The sequence below is a fragment of the Massilia sp. 01N417 genome, assembly GCF_056399645.1.
Window position 1 is genome coordinate 306,263 of sequence record NZ_JBFTRS010000004.1, and the last position, 14,096, is coordinate 320,358.

Consider the following 14,096-nt stretch of genomic DNA (forward strand, 5'->3'; position numbering starts at 1 on the left):
AGTTTTTCGGATATTGACTTCGAAAAAACCGAAGCCAGGCGGCAATGCGCGGCGCAGGCGGAACCAGTGGCGGCACCGGCCGGTTTTTCCTCGGCCTGATCATGATGTGCGGCGGCTTCTAGGCGGTCGGCTCGCTGGCCGGCCTGGTGTTCGGCGTGATCGCTTCGCTCAGCATGAGCCTGCGCACCATGTCGGCTTTCGAACTCATCTACATCCTGGTGCTGGCCTTCGGCGGGCCGGGCTTGTTCCTGCGCTCGCTGCGCAGTTACGCGCGCGAAGAAGCCGCTGCCTGATCAGTGAATCCCGGCGTCCGCCTCGTTACGCAGGCGGGCGCGCCAGGCGCCCAGCGCCGACAGGGCCGACTGGAATTTGCGCTCGATCAGGTCGGCCTCCGCCGGAGTGACCCTACCATCGATCAATGCGCTCGACACGGCTTCGGCCACCGCTCCCACTTCGCTCATCACCCGGCACACCGTCTGCGACAGGTCGTCCTGGCGCGCGCTTTCCGGCTGCGGCACCACGAAGGCCGCCATCCCGTGGCGCACCAGCAGGGCGTGCAGCGGCAGGTGGGCGTCCGGCACGCCGGCCTGGTGGCAGCGTTCGACGATCAGGGACACTTCCTCGAACGAGGGATAGTGGGAGGCGATCGTCGGCGCCAGCTTGTTGCGCAGGACGTTCACCGAGATGCCCAGTTCGCGCGCCAGCGCTTCCAGCCCGCCCGGATATTTGCGGGCCACCGTGTAGAGGGCATCGTGCTGGTTCATGTCCATGTAGCGTCGGGTCATGGTAATCCTTTGATATTTTTACCGGTGCATGTCAACATGCCCGTCGTTATCCTGATTCTAACTTTCGTCGGCACTCCTGACCATGCTGAAGCCCTTTTCGAAGTATGCACATGTCGCGTTGGCGTTCGCGCTGATCCTGCCGCTGGCTTCAGTCCCGGTGGAGGCCAGTCCGTCCAGCTCCTCGTCCTTCAAGAGCGGGTTCTCGTCGCAGCGTTCGTCGTCGTCCACGTCGTCTTCGTCATCGAAATCCTTCTCGTCGCCGAGGCCGTCGAAGTCCTCGTCGGGCGGTTTCGGCTCCTTCAGTTCCTCGCGGTCTCCGGATGCGCGAAAGCCGGATTCGGCGCTGTCGCGCAAGCTGGACATGGAGAGGTCGGACGCGAATGCGCTGCGCACGCTGGACGAACGCCGCGCCGCGCAGGCGGCACGGGAGTCGCGCGATACGGCGCGGCCGGCGCCGGGCCACGAGCCGCGCGACACCCGCGCGCCGCAGCAGGGCAATGGCTACGGCTACGGTTACGGCAACGGTTACGGCAACGCGCCGCCCGCGCAGCCGCCGATCATCGTCAACAACAACAACGGCGGCAGCGGGCTCAGACAGATCGTGGCCGGCGCCATCCTGGCGCGGCAGGCGGCGAACGCGCATGCCAACGGCAACCATGCCGGCAACGCCAACGGCAACGGCGGCAACGGCGGCGGCAATTACCCGGCGCCGGACGGTTCCGCCGGCGACCTGGCCAGCCAGGCCGGCGCCAACAGTGTCGGCAGCGGCGGCAGCGGCAACGGCGCGGCGGCAGGAAGCACGGTGCCGGCGCCGGCGCCGGCGGCGAAGGACAGCGGCGGCTCGCTGTTCGGCACCTTCGCCTGGCTGTGCGTGCTGTCGCTGATCGGCTGGTGCATCTACTTTGCATGGAAGCGCGCGAAAGCCCGGCGCGCCGCCGGCAAACCGAATTATTCGTTCGAAAGGAATTGAGCAGATGGCCTGGAAGGATGTATTCAGCTACGTGCGCGGCATCGCGGCAAAGAAAGGCGTCGCGCAGGGCGAGGCGCGGATGGACGAGGGCGTGCCGCTGGACGCGCGCATCGGCAGCGTGGTGCAGCTGCAGCACTCGCCGGTCATCCGCGCCCAGGCCAACGGTTCGCTGATCGCCATGCCGGCACCGGGCGACACCCGCATCCTGGCGGTCTCGCAGATGCGCCTGCAGCCGGATACCGAGCTGTATCGCCTCTACCTGGACAAGGGCGACGAGGACGCGAAAGAGAAATTCCTGCAGGTGTTCTGCGGCGACGACGGCAAGGTCGCCGAGATCCTCTACTGCACCCAGCTGGCGCGGGTGGTCCCGGAAACCGCCGACGACCAGGACGCCTACACCGGCCAGGCCGGCCATGGCCTCGGCGACCCCGGCTACACGCTATGGCGCGAGCAGCTGGCCGACATGCTGGGCGAGCCCGAGCTGGCGGCGGTGTTCGGCGACGGCGAACGCCTCGACTACGTGCGCGATGCCGGAGGCAGCAGCGCGGGCTTCGTCCAGCCCTTCCACGGCCGCGAGATCCGCATCGACGACGCCCAAGGCGTGCACGGCCTGCGCCAGGAGCTCTACTTCATGCCCTACGTGCGCGAGCTGGCGGGCGGCGGCCGCGAATATCTGTTGATCACCACCGAGATCATCGAAAGCGTCGATGGCGACACCTCGAAGCGCGGCATCCACGTCGACTTCGTGATCGGCATCCCGATGGAGCAGGAACGCATCGTCATTCAGTGACATCTTCATCTTCACCAACGAAAGGAAAGACAATGAGCAACGCAAGCGGATGGGGCCTGACTGCACGGCTGGTGACGAAACACTTCGGCGCCCTCGGCGACCGGATTTCGGAAGCCATCGCCAACTTCGATCCGGAGACCGCGACCGAGGCCGACCGCGACCGCCTGGTCGACACCCTGCGCGACACCGCGCAACTGCTGGCGACGGCGCGCGCTTCCTTCGACAAGGAGCACCAGGACGTGGTCAAGCTGCAGACCCTGATCGCCAGCGACGAGCGCGCCGCCGAGAAGCTGGCCGAGCGCCTGGCCGCCGGCACCATCTCGGAAGCCACGGTGACCCTGTTCTGCGACGAGCTGGAAGCCAACAAGGCGCGCCTGCCGCAGGAAGTCCAGGAAGAGGCGGACGCCAGGGCTTATATGGACGAGCTGCAGAAGATCGTCGACGCGCTGTCCAGGCAGCTGGCGGACTTCGACGCCCAGGCGCGCAAGGCGATCCAGCAGCTGGGCGCCGCCAAGGCCCAGAAGGAACTGCAGGAACTGCGCATGGAGCGCCAGGCCCAGCTGGCCGGCCTGTCCGGCATGCGCGGCAACTCGACGGCGCTGAACGCGCTCACCAAGCGCGCCCAGGCCGTCAGCAACGAAGCGGCGGGCTTGCGCATCGTCGCCGACATCGGCCAGAAGCCGCTCGACCAGCAGGCCGAACTCGATGCGATCCGCAAGTCGGTGAGCCAGCCGGAGACGGCCGGCGAGAGCGCGCTGGAACGCCTCAAGCGCCTGTCGGGCAAGACCGCGGCCTGATACGCTAGTCTGAATCGCGCAGCCAGGACTTGCTTGCGGGCCTGGCGGGAAGGGGAGTCGTGGCGGTCGCCGCGGCCTGGCTGCGCTGGCCGAACGCGTGTTCGGCCTTGCGCTGCCTGGCCGGCGCGCCGAGCTTCGCCTTGACGCCCAGTGCGCATCGGTAGAGCAGGGCGCCGACGCCCAGGATCATTGCGCTGGCGGTGATCGCCAATCCGTCGGGCCGGCCGGCGATGACGAAAATGCAGACGAAAGCGATGAGGTCGAGGCAGTAGATATAGTTGAATCCCGACTTTTTCTCGGAAGCGAGCTTGGTAACGGACATGCTGAATTCCAGGTAAATCCGCAGCGGGCGTATGCCGCATGCATGTCACCGATTCTATCATTTCCGCATGGAAATTCTTCCTGATTTTTTCGCAACGGCGGGCCGTAAGACCTATTGCGCCCAGTAGTCGACCACCAGCGATTTCTCCAGGCAAGCGCCGAGGGTGTCGACGAAAGCCTGGTGGGGCGCATGCGGCAGGTAGCCGTTGCGCTCCTTCAGCGTGCCGAAGTCGGCCACCACGGCATCGATCTGTTCGACGGTGGCGTTGTCCCTGAACGCGAACAGGACGACGTGGCGCAGGGTGGAAGAAGTGTCGATGGTCTGTCGCTACGATAGTCAAGGGCAGGCACCTTGCGGCGCACGATTGACGGCTTGTTTGACACGCCATAATCGTTGAGCAAGACTGCGCTCACGCGTCACGTGGAGGTTGGTACATGGATGTTCGCTGGGGCAACAAGGGAGTTTTTCAGGGAAGCGCAGCACACTCGATCGCCTACCGTCCGGACATCGACGGATTGCGCGCCGTCGCCGTCGGGCTGGTAGTGCTGTTCCATGCCTGGCCCAAGTGGCTGCGTTCCGGCTTCATCGGCGTCGACATCTTCTTCGTCATCTCCGGCTTCCTGATCACCTCGATCATCCTGAAGGACTTGAGGCAGCGCGAGTTCACGATCCGCGGCTTCTATGTGCGCCGGATCCGGCGCATCTTTCCCGCCCTCGTCACCGTCGTGCTCGCGGTGCTGGCCTTCGGCTGGTACGTGCTGCTGCGGCAGGAATTCGCCCAGCTCGGCAAGCACGTGGCGGCGGCGGCCGGCTTCGTGTCCAACCTGGTGCTGTGGAGCGAGTCGGGCTACTGGGACAACGACTCCGTCACCAAGCCGCTGCTGCATCTGTGGTCGCTGGGCGTGGAGGAGCAGTTCTACCTGATCTGGCCGGTCGCGCTGGCGCTGTGCTTCCGCGTCCGCTTCGGCATCCTGGCCTTCCTCGCCCTCACGCTCACCGGCTCCTTCCTGTACGGGCTCTATGCCACCTTCAACGATCCGGCCGCGGCCTATTTTTCGCCGGTGTCGCGCTTCTGGGAGCTGGCCTCCGGCGGCCTGGTGGCCTATGCGATGACCAAGAAAAGCCCGCTGCTGCCGCGCCCCGGACTGGTGTCCGCACTGGGCCTGGTGCTGCTGGTGCTGGGCGCGGTCCTGATCAAGGGGCAGGCCGATTTTCCCGGCGCCTGGGCGCTGCTGCCGGTGCTGGGCACCTGCGCCCTGATCGCCGCCGGCAACGTCTCCTTCATCAACCGCCGCCTGCTCGGCAACAGGCTGATGGTGACGGTCGGCCTGGTCAGCTATCCCTTCTACCTGTGGCACTGGCCGCTGCTGTCCTTCGGCTACATCATCGAAGGCGAGAAGCCCTCGGCGCTCCTGAAGGCGGCGCTGGTGCTGGCGGCGCTGGCGCTGGCCTTCCTTACCTACCGCCTGATCGAGCGGCCGGTGCAGCAGGCGCCGAACCGCCGCCGCGCGATCCAGGGACTGGTGGCGGCGATGGCCTGTTTCGGCGTGCTCGGCGGGATGGTGAAGGCGGGGCTGCTGCACGAGCGCATGCCGTCCACCGCGGTCGCCCGCTACATGGGCGCGCTGAACGATCTCGGCTTCCCGGATCCGGCCATGAAGCCGCTGCACTACAACGGTTCGCTGTTCCAGCAGCTGGTGGGGCAGGGCAAGGGGACCACGGTCCTGATCGGCGATTCGGTCATGGAGCAGTATGCGCCGCTGGTGTCGCAGGGCTTGCGCGAATCCCGCTTCGACCGCCACAACGTGATCTTCGCGACCCAGGGCGGTTGTCCACCGATCGAGGGCGCGGTGCGCCTGCCGCGCCTGCGCTATCCGACCTGCACCCAGTCGGTCGAGAATGCCTACCGGCTTGCGGCATCGCCGGAGGTCGACACCGTGGTCATCGCGGCCTCGTGGTACGCTTATTTTGCCAACTGGCAAAATGATGTCCAGGTGCCGGTCGAGGGCGTCCTGCAGGCCTTCCCGGCCAAGCCCGCGCACCAGGCGGCCTACGCCACCTTGCAGCGGTCGGTGGCCCGGCTGCGCGAAGCCGGCAAGCGCGTCTACCTGGTCCTGCAGCCGCCGGCGGGCGACATGTTCGATCCGCGCTCGATGATCACCGGCTCGCGCTTCGGCGAAATGCAGCCGCGCAAGGACCTGGCGCCGTTCCGCGTCGACCGCTTCTACAGCGACAACGCGGAGCCGCGCAATCGCCTGCTGCAGATCGCCCAGGACACCGGCGCGATTCCCATCGACCCGGTCGACACCATCTGCAGGAACGGCATCTGCCCGACCGTGAATGCCGCTGGCGAACCGATCTACACCGACCCGGTCCACATGCGGCCCTTCTACGTGCGCAGCAAGGTGCGCTACCTCGATCCGGCGCTCGGCGGCACCGGCGCCGGATCCCAATTGTCGTTCCTGCCGTCGAGGTAGCTGACCGGCACCGCGGCCAGCTCCTCGTCCGTCAGTCCGTCCAGGCAGTGCACGCTGACCGCCACGTAGGCACCCCAGCGCGGCGAACTGCCCTTGCCGAAGGGCCGCACGCCGCAGGTGGCGCAAAAGAAGTGCTGCTCGGTGCGCGTGTTGCAGCGGTACTCAGTCAGCGCCGCCGCGCCGCGCAGCAGGCGGAAGGCAGGGGCGGGCACGATCGCCGCCCAGTTGCGCTGCTTGCTGCACAGCGTGCAGTTGCAGCGGATCGTGCCTTTGGAAAGGTCGATCCCGGCTTCGAAGGCGATCGCGCCGCAATGGCAGCTGCCCTGGTAGCTTGCGAGGCCGGCCATGCTCAGCGCGCCGCCGCCGGCATCGGCTTCTCCACCAGCGGCAGCTCGATGTAGCTGCTGTGGTAGATGCGCTGCGTCGCCTTTTTATAATCCTCCGGCCTGGCGAAGAAGATGTTGTCGACGAAGGTCTGGGGGTTGCGGTCGTACAGCGGGAACCAGCTCGATTGCACCTGCACCATGATGCGGTGGCCGGGCAGGAAGACGTGGTTCGCGGTCGGCAGCTTGATGCGATAGGACAGCGGCTTGTTGGCGGCCAGGGCTTTCGGCTTGTCGTAGCCTTCGCGGTAGCGGCCGCGGAAGATGTCGCCCGAGATCATCAGCTGGTAGCCGCCCATCTGCGGCTGGCTGCCCACCTGGTCCGGGTAGACGTCGATCAGCTTCACCACCCAGTCCGAATCGGTGCCGCTGGTCGAGGCGACCAGGTTGGCGACCGGCTCGCCGCTGATCTTCACCGGCACCGTCAGCACGCTTGATACGAAGGTGGCGACGTCGGTGCGGCCCGAGGCTTCGCGCTGGTCGTCGACCATCCAGCGCGGCCAGGTCTGGCCCTTGGCTTCGTCGTAGCCGTAGGGCGGGATCGGGCGCTGGCGGAAGGGCACCGGTTTCGCCGGATCGGACACGTATTCGTCGTAGGCTTTCGGCTCGGGCGCGCCGCCCAGCACCGCCTTCTGGTTCGCCGCCAGGCGCAGCGGCACCGGCTTGATCGCGCAGGCGCCGGCGTCGGGGCAGCCGCTCGGCCAGGTGGCGAGGGTGCGCCACTTGTTGGTGCCGGTTTCGAAGGCCGTGACGACCGGGATCGGGGGCGTGTTGGTGTCGCCCTTCAGGTAGCGGTCGAGGAAGGGCTTGAGCACTTCCTGGCGCCAGTACAGCGCGGTGTCGGTGCCGAACTTGAGCGCGCCCAGGCTGCTGCCGTCGCCGATCGCGCCGCCGTGGTTCCACGGGCCGAGCGTCAGGTGCACCAGGCCCTGGGTGTCGTTCGGCTTGATCGCCTTGTAGACGGCGATCGGTCCGTAGATGTCTTCGGCGTCCCACAGGCTGTGCACCAGCAGGGTCGGCACCGTGACCGGCTGGGCGGCCAGGATCTTGTCCATCGCCTGCTGCTGCCAGAAGCTGTCGTAGCTCGGGTGCTGCGAGAGCTTGCGCCAGAAGCCGCTCTGTTCCAGGCCGCGTTCGCGCGCCAGGGCGCCGGCCGAACCCGCGCGCATGTACATGTCGTAGTCGTCGTAGTTCGAGACATACCATTTTGCGGAATTGCCGCGCGTGACCACCTGCTCGAGGATGTACGACAGGTTGATCTGGCGGAACGCGCCGTGGTGGAACCAGTCGTCGCCCATCCAGCCGTCGACCATCGGGTTCATCGGCACCGCGGCCTTCAGCGCCGGGTGCGGATTCACCAGCGCCATCAGGGGCAGGAAGCCGTCGTAGGAAATGCCGATGATGCCGACCCGGCCATTGGTCTCGGGGATGTTCTTGACCAGCCAGTCGATGGTGTCGTAGGTGTCCGTCGAGTGGTCGACCGGGGTCGGGTTCAGCGGGCCGCGCAGGGGGCGGTTCATCACGTAGTCGCCTTCCGAGCCGTACTTGCCGCGCACGTCCTGCACCACGCGGATGTAGCCGCCCTGGACGATCACGTCGGCGGCATTGTCGTAGCCGCTCAGGATCGATTCCATGTCCGAGCTTTCGGCATGGCTGGTCAGGCTCGACGCGTCGTAGGGTGTGCGGGTCAGCAGGATGGGCGCATTCTGCGCGCCCCTGGGCACGATGATGATGGTGTTCAGGCGGGTGCCGTCGCGCATCGGGATCATCACGCTGCGCTTGACGTAGTTGAAGCCGGCGGTCGGCGCCGCGAATTCGGCCGGGGTTTCCGAGGGCAGGGCGGGGTATTGCGGGGCCGGCCTCGGCGCCGGCGTCGGCGCTGCCGTCTGGGCCTGGGCGAGGCCGGCGAAGGCCAGCGCGCAGGCAAGCGCGAGGCGGTTGCTTGGTGACTTCATGGGCGTCCTTGTTCTGGTCTTGTCGTGGGGTGAAGTACTGCCGCCGCTACGTTAGCACAAGGACGCGGGGCAGGGATCAGCCGTGCGTGAAGCGCTCGAACAGGAGGGTGCCCTGGCGCCGCGTGGCCGGGCCGTCGAGGTGGTCCCACCAGCCGAGCGGGAAGGTCATCTTGCGGTCGGCCATGGCGACCAGATTGTCGAAGCCGCGCTGGCTCTCGCTCACGGTGATGATGCGGGCGTCGACCTCGGCGGCGATGTCGAGGCAGATGTCGCCGCGGTCGTCGCGCCAGGGCTGGGTGCCCCCGGAAGGGTCGCCGCGCCAGGCGCGGATGCGGCTGATCGCGTCCCAGGGCACGACCAGGCCGCGCACCGCGAAGCAGGTGTCGGAAACCAGGATCGCCGGCGCGGACGGGGTCCGCAGCCAGCCCGGCCGGCGCAGCAGCCGGGTTTCGATGGCGTCGAGCAGGGCTTTCATGGTGTTCCTTCGATGCGTCCTTCAGTCGGCGGTGCGGTGGGTGCCGCTGCGGTCGACCAGCAGCTGGCCGCGCTCGGCGTTGCGCTTGTCGGTACCGGCCAGGTTGACGGCCGCGCTGCCGGGGCCGCGCACCTGGATGTCGCTCTGGCCGACGTTCAGGCGGCGGCCCTGGAGGCTGCCGGAACCGTTGATGCGGGCGCTTAGCTGGTCGACGCTGCCGTCGATGCGGGCATCGCCGGGGCCGTCCATGCGCAGCAGCAGGCGCTTGCCGGACATGCTGGCGGTCAGCTCGCCGGAGCCCTGCAGTTCGGCATCCAGGGTGTCGGAGACGTTCTGCAGCTTGACGCCGCCCGGACCGCGGCTGCGCACGATGGCCTTGCGCACCTTCAGGCCGTCGCCGTTCAGGTCGCCGGAACCGCTGGCCTCCAGCGTCAGGTCGCCGATCTCGCCGGCCAGCTGGGCATTGCCGGGGCCGCCCATGCGCAGCTGGCTGGTGGCCGCCTGCAGGCCGCGCGCGGTCAGGTCGCCCGAGCCGTGGATTTCGGCGTCGAACGTGCGGATGTTGCCGGCGATGCAGGCATTGCCGGGGCCGCGCTGCACGCTGCGCGCGCCTTCGACCAGCAGGTCGCAGCCTTCGAAGTCGCCCGAGCCGCTGCTTTCCAGTTCCAGCGAGCGGCTGCTGCCGGACAGTTTGAGGTCGCCGGGGCCGCGCATGCGGGCCGACACCCGCGCAACCCGCAGGCCGTCGGCGCTAAGGTCGCCCGAGCCGCTCATCTGGGCCGCCAGCTGGTTGGCGATGCCGGACAGGTGGACGTCGCCGGGGCCGTGCATGTTGACGTCGGCATCGGCGGCCTTCACGCGGCGCAGGTCGAGGTCGCCGCTGCCGCTGCTTTCCACCACCAGCTGGCGCACCGCGCCGCTCGCGCGCAGGTCGCCGGGGCCGTTGCTGACCACGGTGAAGCGGTCGCCGCCGGCCTGGGCCAGCTCGACGTCGCCGCTGCCGTTCATGCGCAGGCTTTTCAGGCCGGCGGCGCCGATGGTGACGGTGGTCTGGTCGCGGCGCTTGCGGCTGCCGAAGCTGAAGCTGAAACCGGAGCGCTCGAGCGGACGCACCACCAGGGTGTCGCCGCGCACCGCGACTTCCATGCCGTCGAGGTCCTTGCGCTCGCCCGAGACCTGCACCGCCTGGCGCGCCTGGGCATCGATCACGACGCGGTAGGGACCGGACAGCTCGATCGCGCTGAAGGCGCCGACCTGGCGCTGCTCGGTGACGATGCCGCCGCTCTGGGCCTGTTGTTGCGGCTGGGCGAAACTGGCGTGGCTGGCGACGGCGCCGCAGGCGGCGACGAGGGCGATGGCAAGGGCGATGCGGTTGGGGGCGGTCTTCATGATCTCGTTCTTGTGGAAGGGGGACGGTGTCCGGAGCCTGAACGATATGGCAAGCTTGTCCTGTCTGCATGCGAAAAACGACGGACGCGCAAAAACGCGGCACCAACTGCAAAAGCCGGGGGCTGGACGGGGTATATTGTTCCCATGTCCACGCTCACCGTCCGCAAGCCGAACCTCGACCTGTCCCGCGGCTTTCCGCGCCACTGGATGGGCGGCGACGTCTATCGCACCGCCTTCATGAATGCACTGTCGATGAGTTTTCCGCTCGGCGAGCAGATGTTCATCGACAGCGTGCGCGCGGCGCCGCCCGAGGCCATCCTCGATCCGGCCCTGCGCGCCGAGGTGAAGGACTTCGTCGGCCAGGAGGCCAGCCACCGTTTCATGCACCAGCAGTTCAATGAGGAACTGGCGCGCCAGGGCTTCGATTACACGCTCGAGCCGAGGATGAAGTGGAAGGTGGAGCGCATCCGCCGGCTGCCGCTGCAGGACCGCCTGGCCATCACCTGCGCGCTGGAGCACTACACGGCGATGCTGGCGGATTACGTGCTGCGCCACCCCGGGTGGCTGGAGGGCGCCGATCCGCGCCTGCGTACGCTGTGGAGCTGGCACGCGGCCGAGGAGCTGGAGCACAAGGCGGTCGCCTTCGACGTCTACCGGGCGGCCGGCGGCGGCTACCGGAAGCGGGCGATCTGGTACCTGCATGTGAGCCTGGCGTTCTGGCTGGACACCCACTGGCAGACCGTCCACAACCTGCGGCGCGACCATGCCGTCTGGCGCCCGGGCACCTGGACCAGCGCGGCGCGCGCCTGGTTCGGCTGGCGGGGCATGGCCTGGAGCCTGCTGAAGCCGGGCCTGGGCTACCTGTCGCCGCGATTCCACCCTTGGAAGCACGACAACCGGGCCCTCCTGCGGACGTGGCTCGAGAGCAACGAAGACAGCGTCCGCGCGATCGGCAGCACCCGGGCCTGAGCCGCTTGCGCGCTTCCCGTGGCCGGATCCGGGTGCCGGTGTCATAATGGATGGCTAGTGCAAGGAGACTATCTGTGATTCGCTATCTGGGCACACGCAAGAATGCGGAAGGTGCCTCCGTCTATGTATTTCTCGTCAACGGCATGGAGAAGGAAGTGCGCGAGCACGCCCTCAAGCAGCATCCCGGCTGCTACGAGGCCCTGCCGGCGTCGGTGAAGGCGAAGATCGCCGCCAACCGCGCATGGCTGTCGAAGCTCTGACCCCGTTGCGGGCGGCGCTGCTGCCGCTGTTGCTGGTCGCCGTTGCCGGCCCGGCCTGCGCGCAGGCCGGCGACAAGCAGCCGTCCACCTTCGGTCCGGTGGTCGGCGGCGCGCTGCTGTGCCACGACCAGGTCGACAACAAGTATTTCCATTCCTGGCTCAGCACCCATTTCGGCGCGCCCTACAAGCACGAGGGCGGGGCCTACTGGTTCCGCACCGGCGAGGCCAGCTTGTGGGGCGTCCCCGTCACCGAGGTGATGGTCGGCGACGACACCAGCGAGCTGGCCTTCCTGGCCGCGGTGGCCGAGGTGCCGCCGGACGAACTGGAACAGTCGATCCGGCGCGCGTCCGGCGTGCCTTATCCGGCGGCGGATGCTTCGCCCTATCCCTTGCGCATATCCGCCCCCGGCAGCACGATCGCTTACTACAATACCAAAAGCAAAATATACTGCGCGAAGTTCAAATCGCTGCCGCCGCGGCGCTAGGGTATTCCTGGTATGTACACCAATTACTTCAATCTGACGCAACAGCCGTTCTCGATCGCGCCGGACCCGCGCTACCTGTTCATGAGCGAGCGCCATCGCGAGGCCCTGGCCCACCTGCTGTACGGGATCGGCAGCGGCGGCGGCTTCGTCCTGCTCACCGGAGAAATTGGCGCCGGCAAGACCACGGTCTGCCGCTGCTTCATCGAGCAGGTCCCGGACAACTGCCGCCTCGCCTATATCTTCAACCCGAAGCTGACGGTCGAGGAACTGCTGCTGACGATCTGCGACGAGTTCCGCATCGGGCTGGCGCCCGCATCGGGCGGGGCGCTGGGTGTGAAGGGTTATGTCGACGCCATCAACGGCTACCTGCTGGACAGCCATGCCCAGGGCAATAACAACGTGCTGGTGATCGACGAGGCCCAGAACCTCTCGCCCCAGGTGCTGGAACAGCTGCGCCTGCTGACCAACCTGGAGACCAGCGAGCGCAAGCTGCTGCAGATCATCCTGATCGGCCAGCCCGAACTGCGCACCATGCTGGCCCAGCCCGAGCTGGAGCAGCTGGCCCAGCGCGTGATCGCGCGCTACCACCTGGGCCCGCTGTCCGCATCCGAGACCGGCGCCTACATCGCCCACCGCCTGACGGTGGCGGGGGCGCATCCGGGCAACCCGATCCCGGCTTCGCTGGCGCCGCTGATCCACCGCCTCACGCACGGGGTGCCGCGCCGGATCAACCTGCTGTGCGACCGCGCGCTGCTCGGCGCCTATGTCGAGAACAGCCGCGAAGTGACGCCCAGGATCCTGCGCCGCGCCGCCCAGGAAGTATTTGCCGATGAGGAAAGGGCGCCGCGCGCGCCCATGCGCTGGCCGCTGGTGGCGGGCGGGGTGCTGGCCGGCGCCGCGATCAGTGCCGCCGCCTGGCAGGCTGTGCCGCATACTCCCGCGCCGCCCGCGCCCGCCGCGGTGGCGGCCGCGCCAAAGGCTCAGCCTTCGGCCAGACCGAAGGCTCCGGCGGCTGCGGCGGCGCTGCCCGCCGCCGCGCAGGCGCCCGCGAAACCCCTGTTGCTGGCGACCCAGACCGAAGCCCTGCGCGAACTCGGCACCTTGTGGGGCCAGCAATTGCCGACAGACACACCTTGCCAGGGCGCGCCGAAGCTGAACCTGCGCTGCTACCAGGGGCGCGGCGGCCTGTACGAACTGCGCCTGCTCGACCGTCCGGCCATCGTCGCCCTGCACGACGGCCAGAAGCTGGGCTATGCGGTGTTGAGCTCGATGGATGCCGACAGCGCCACCCTGAGCGTCAACGGCCAGCGCCAGAAGGTCAGCCTGGGCGCGCTCGCGACCCGTTTCGACGGCGAATACACGACCTTGTGGAAAGTGCCGCGCGCCTTCCGCGACGAAGTCCATCCGGGCGACAGCGGCCCGGACGTCGACTGGATCGCCGCCCGCCTGGCGGAACTGAACCAGCTGACGGCGCCGCCTACCGAGCAGCCGCTCGACGAGCCGACGCGCCGCCTGCTGCGCGCTTTCCAGTCGAAGCAGAATTTGAAGGCGGACGGCGTGGCCGGGCCGCGCACCTATATGCGCCTGAACCAGTTGAGCGGGGTCGACGAGCCGCGCCTGCTCGCGAGCAGTGGAACGGGAAAATAATATGTCCTATATCCTCGAAGCCCTGAAGAAGGCCCAGGCCGAACGCCAGCTCGGCAACGCGCCCACCATCCACGCGCCGCAGCCGGTACAGGCCGCCCAGCCGGGCATGGCCGCCAGCCGCAGGCCGCTGTTCATCGGCCTGGGCGCGGGCGTGCTGGTGGCGGCGCTGGGCGGGCTGGTCCTCTGGCAGCGCGGGGCCGGCCCGGCGGCGCCGGCGGCTGCGCCTGCCGCGCCTTCCGTTGCCGTGCCGGCGCCGGTGCCATCCACGCTGCCGCCGCCGGTGGCCTCCCGCCAGGGCCTTGCGCCATCGGTGGCTGCGGGCGCCGCTTCGAACACGCTGGTGGTGAGCGCACCGCCGGCGCCGGCGCCGCGCCCCGTGCACGTGGCGGAAG

Annotated in this window: 17 protein-coding genes and 1 pseudogene; 10 read left to right on the forward strand and 8 right to left on the reverse strand. The window is 68.1% G+C overall.

Annotated features, from left to right (window positions below; translation table 11 throughout):
• Window positions 1-155 precede the first annotated feature (155 nt).
• Window positions 156-293 carry a hypothetical protein gene (locus tag AC1DOQ_RS06775; RefSeq protein ID WP_477361482.1) on the forward strand — a complete coding sequence of 46 codons (138 nt, stop codon included), beginning with the start codon at window positions 156-158 and terminating at the stop codon, window positions 291-293.
• On the opposite strand, the gene AC1DOQ_RS06780 is transcribed toward AC1DOQ_RS06775, so the two are convergent.
• Entirely contained in the window at window positions 294-785 is a 492-nt protein-coding gene (locus tag AC1DOQ_RS06780; protein ID WP_442124591.1) for a phage regulatory CII family protein, read from the reverse strand.
• 57 nt (window positions 786-842) lie between these two features.
• Window positions 843-1,148 (reverse strand): hypothetical protein, encoded by a 306-nt coding sequence (locus AC1DOQ_RS06785; RefSeq protein ID WP_477361484.1) that lies wholly within the window; start codon window positions 1,146-1,148, stop codon window positions 843-845.
• Here AC1DOQ_RS06785 and AC1DOQ_RS06790 point away from each other — a divergent pair.
• From AC1DOQ_RS06790 to AC1DOQ_RS06800, 3 genes are read left to right on the forward strand one after another with little or no spacing between them, the layout of a single operon-like run.
• Window positions 1,147-1,755 (forward strand): hypothetical protein, encoded by a 609-nt coding sequence (locus AC1DOQ_RS06790; RefSeq protein ID WP_477361486.1) that lies wholly within the window; start codon window positions 1,147-1,149, stop codon window positions 1,753-1,755. The two genes, AC1DOQ_RS06785 and AC1DOQ_RS06790, sit on opposite strands and share 2 nt — an antisense overlap.
• A gap of 4 nt (window positions 1,756-1,759) precedes the next feature.
• Window positions 1,760-2,545, forward strand: a complete 786-nt coding sequence (locus AC1DOQ_RS06795; RefSeq protein WP_477361488.1) for a DUF2491 family protein — start codon at window positions 1,760-1,762, stop codon at window positions 2,543-2,545.
• A gap of 32 nt (window positions 2,546-2,577) precedes the next feature.
• The gene (locus AC1DOQ_RS06800; protein ID WP_477361490.1) at window positions 2,578-3,342 is read left to right on the forward strand and encodes a hypothetical protein; all 765 of its coding nucleotides are present in this window, start codon (window positions 2,578-2,580) and stop codon (window positions 3,340-3,342) included.
• 4 nt (window positions 3,343-3,346) lie between these two features.
• On the opposite strand, the gene AC1DOQ_RS06805 is transcribed toward AC1DOQ_RS06800, so the two are convergent.
• Together AC1DOQ_RS06805 and AC1DOQ_RS06810 are read right to left on the reverse strand one after the other, a co-directional pair.
• The gene (locus tag AC1DOQ_RS06805; protein WP_477361492.1) at window positions 3,347-3,664 is read right to left on the reverse strand and encodes a hypothetical protein; all 318 of its coding nucleotides are present in this window, start codon (window positions 3,662-3,664) and stop codon (window positions 3,347-3,349) included.
• A gap of 111 nt (window positions 3,665-3,775) precedes the next feature.
• The gene (locus AC1DOQ_RS06810) at window positions 3,776-3,904 is read right to left on the reverse strand and encodes an antibiotic biosynthesis monooxygenase family protein (RefSeq protein ID WP_477361494.1); all 129 of its coding nucleotides are present in this window, start codon (window positions 3,902-3,904) and stop codon (window positions 3,776-3,778) included.
• 194 nt (window positions 3,905-4,098) lie between these two features.
• Between AC1DOQ_RS06810 and AC1DOQ_RS06815 the strand changes: the two genes are divergently transcribed.
• Window positions 4,099-6,141, forward strand: coding sequence for an acyltransferase family protein (locus AC1DOQ_RS06815; RefSeq protein WP_477361496.1), 2,043 nt, complete (start codon window positions 4,099-4,101; stop codon window positions 6,139-6,141).
• Here AC1DOQ_RS06815 and AC1DOQ_RS06820 read toward each other — a convergent pair.
• The 4 genes from AC1DOQ_RS06820 to AC1DOQ_RS06835 form a co-directional block, all read right to left on the reverse strand.
• Complete coding sequence (locus tag AC1DOQ_RS06820; protein ID WP_477361498.1) at window positions 6,075-6,488, reverse strand: GFA family protein; 414 nt, start codon at window positions 6,486-6,488, stop codon at window positions 6,075-6,077. The genes AC1DOQ_RS06815 and AC1DOQ_RS06820 overlap by 67 nt on opposite strands.
• A gap of 2 nt (window positions 6,489-6,490) precedes the next feature.
• The gene (locus AC1DOQ_RS06825; protein ID WP_477361500.1) at window positions 6,491-8,479 is read right to left on the reverse strand and encodes a CocE/NonD family hydrolase; all 1,989 of its coding nucleotides are present in this window, start codon (window positions 8,477-8,479) and stop codon (window positions 6,491-6,493) included.
• 76 nt (window positions 8,480-8,555) lie between these two features.
• Entirely contained in the window at window positions 8,556-8,954 is a 399-nt protein-coding gene (locus AC1DOQ_RS06830; protein ID WP_477361502.1) for a hypothetical protein, read from the reverse strand.
• A gap of 21 nt (window positions 8,955-8,975) precedes the next feature.
• Complete coding sequence (locus tag AC1DOQ_RS06835; RefSeq protein WP_477361504.1) at window positions 8,976-10,343, reverse strand: GIN domain-containing protein; 1,368 nt, start codon at window positions 10,341-10,343, stop codon at window positions 8,976-8,978.
• A gap of 144 nt (window positions 10,344-10,487) precedes the next feature.
• On the opposite strand from AC1DOQ_RS06835, the gene AC1DOQ_RS06840 reads away from it, so the two are divergent.
• The 5 genes and pseudogenes from AC1DOQ_RS06840 to AC1DOQ_RS06860 form a co-directional block, all read left to right on the forward strand.
• A complete protein-coding gene (locus tag AC1DOQ_RS06840; protein WP_477361506.1) occupies window positions 10,488-11,312 on the forward strand; it encodes a metal-dependent hydrolase in 825 nt (274 codons plus the stop codon).
• A 74-nt stretch (window positions 11,313-11,386) separates the two neighbouring features.
• Window positions 11,387-11,572, forward strand: a complete 186-nt coding sequence (locus AC1DOQ_RS06845) for a hypothetical protein (RefSeq protein ID WP_477361508.1) — start codon at window positions 11,387-11,389, stop codon at window positions 11,570-11,572.
• Window positions 11,554-12,057 (forward strand): hypothetical protein, encoded by a 504-nt coding sequence (locus AC1DOQ_RS06850; RefSeq protein WP_477361510.1) that lies wholly within the window; start codon window positions 11,554-11,556, stop codon window positions 12,055-12,057. Before AC1DOQ_RS06845 ends, AC1DOQ_RS06850 begins: the two co-directional genes overlap by 19 nt.
• A 12-nt stretch (window positions 12,058-12,069) precedes the next feature.
• Entirely contained in the window at window positions 12,070-13,704 is a 1,635-nt protein-coding gene (locus AC1DOQ_RS06855) for an ExeA family protein (RefSeq protein WP_477361512.1), read from the forward strand.
• Window position 13,705: 1 nt separating this feature from the next.
• Window positions 13,706-14,096: pseudogene (locus AC1DOQ_RS06860) on the forward strand (general secretion pathway protein GspB); the annotation flags it as partial.